This window comes from Nocardia asiatica NBRC 100129, assembly GCF_000308415.1.
Classification (GTDB): domain Bacteria; phylum Actinomycetota; class Actinomycetes; order Mycobacteriales; family Mycobacteriaceae; genus Nocardia; species Nocardia asiatica.
Map to the genome: position 1 here is coordinate 1 of NZ_BAFS01000274.1, position 1,991 is coordinate 1,991.

Sequence of the window (1,991 nt, forward strand, 5' to 3'; positions counted from 1 at the left end):
GAGGCAGGCGCCGTCGATGGCGAAACGAATCGCGGCAGCGGGAAACAGCTCACGCACCGCGGCGACGATTGGGAATCCCGCTTTCCATTCGGGGATGTTCAACGGACCGGTGACGCCCGATCGCACGTCCACCGGCCCGGCCGCGCCGATCCCCACGGCGCTGACCGATTCCCGCCCGGCCACCTCCAGCAGCAGCGCGCGACAGGCGTCCCACACGCCCGTGTCCGGCACATCCACCCGGCGTACCTCGCGCACCTGGGGACCGGGGCGCACCACTCCGGCCGCGAACTTCGTCGCGCCGATGTCCAGAGCGAGAATCGCCAACGCCGTATCCCTTCACCGATCCGAGCCACCCGCGATTGTCACCCGGCGGGCCGGTTCCGGCGACCGGTTAGGGCTTGTCGGCGGAATCGACCAGATGCTCGAACGCGCGCAGATTCTGCAACGACTCGCCGCGCGAGACGCGCCACTTCCATTCCCGCCGAATGGATTCGGCGAAACCGAGTTCCAGCAGCACGTTGAAGTCGGCCTCCACGGCCTCGAGGATCTGCCCGAACACCCGGTCCAGTTCGTCCGGGGTGACGGCGTGCGCGGACATCCGGCCGACCAGGTAGATGTCGCCGACCCGGTCGAGGGTGTAGGCGACGGCGTAGAGCCTGCGGTTGCGGCGCAGCAGGAACTTGTAGACGCCTTCGAAGTTCTCGTCCGGCTTGCGGCACACGAACGCCTCGACGCGGACCCCGTGCTTGCCCACCGTGAGCATCACCGTGGTCTTGAGCTTGCGCTCGCCGGGCAGGACGACGACGAAGGTCTCCGCGTCCGGCCGGGTGTACTCGATCTCCCTGTCGCGCAGCGTGTCGTCGATGAGCTGCGCGGTCGCCTGCACCTCGTTCACCGGCGTACTCCCATCCGGCGCCGCCACAGCGCCCGCGATCTGGCCTGGCTGCTCTCGGCGAGCAGAGCCGCCGTCCGTTCTCCGGCCAGGTTAGTCCGGTCGGCGGCAGCCCGGTCGTAGGCGTCGTCACGGACGACGCTGTGCGCCAGTCCGCGCCCGCCGAACTCCGAGCGATCGGCGCGGAAACCGGCCAGGGCGGCGGCGTAGCTGGCGAGCAGCCCGTCGGCCGTGTGCGCCCAGGAGAAATTGGCGGCGTGCGCGACGGCTCGCTCGCCCATCGCGCGCAGCCGATCGGGATCGTCCAGCAGGCGCCGCAGCGCGTTCGCCCAGTCGGCGGTGCGGTGGCCCGGGACGAGCAGGCCGGACACGTCGTGCCGCACGGCCGTGCCGAGCCCGCCGACCTCGGCGGCCAGCACGGGGGTGCCGCTGGCCTGCGCCTCGATCGCGACCAGACCGAAGGACTCGTTGTAGCTGGGCACCGCCACCAGGTCGGCGGCGCGATAGACCTGCACCAGCCGCTGCGGCGGCTGCGGGGGCAGGAAGCTGACGCGCGCGGCGATGCCCAGTTCGGCGGCCAACTCGATCAGCGCGTCGGGCCGGTCCAAGCCACTGCCGGACGGCCCACCGACGATCAGCACGCGCAGCGGACGCTCCGGGTCGGCCCGCAACACCTCGGCGGCGGCCCGCACCAGCACGTCGGGCGCCTTCAGCGGCTGGATCCGGCCGACGAACGCGACGATCTGCTCGTCGGCGGCCAAGCCGAGCGCCGCGCGGGCGGCAGCCTTGTCACCGGGGCGGTATCGGGTGAGGTCCGCGCCGGGCGGTACGACGTCGATGCGCTCCGGGTCGGCCCCGTAGAGCTCGACCAGCTGGCGGGCCTCCTCGGCCGTATTGGCGACGAGCCGATCGGATTCGGCGATCACCTGTTTCTCGCCGATCTCGCGGGTGGCCGGTTCAGGGCAGTCGCCCTCGGCCAGCGCGGCGTTCTTCACCGCGGCCAGTGTGTGCGCGGTGTGCACCAGCGGCACCCGCCACCGGTCCCGAGCCAGCCAGCCGACCTGACCGGAGAGCCAGTAATGCGAGTGCACCAGATCGT

3 protein-coding genes are annotated in these 1,991 nt (G+C 71.5%); all 3 read right to left on the minus strand.

Annotated features, from left to right (window positions below):
* A partial coding sequence (locus tag ON27_RS25980) for an ROK family protein (protein ID WP_043733345.1) occupies positions 1-324 on the minus strand: 324 nt, incomplete at its 3' end.
* Between the two features lie 67 nt (positions 325-391).
* Positions 392-886, minus strand: a complete 495-nt coding sequence (locus ON27_RS25985; protein WP_043733348.1) for a type III secretion system chaperone family protein — start codon at positions 884-886, stop codon at positions 392-394.
* Positions 887-891: 5 nt separating this feature from the next.
* A partial coding sequence (mshA, locus tag ON27_RS25990) for a D-inositol-3-phosphate glycosyltransferase (protein ID WP_043733350.1) occupies positions 892-1,991 on the minus strand: 1,100 nt, incomplete at its 5' end.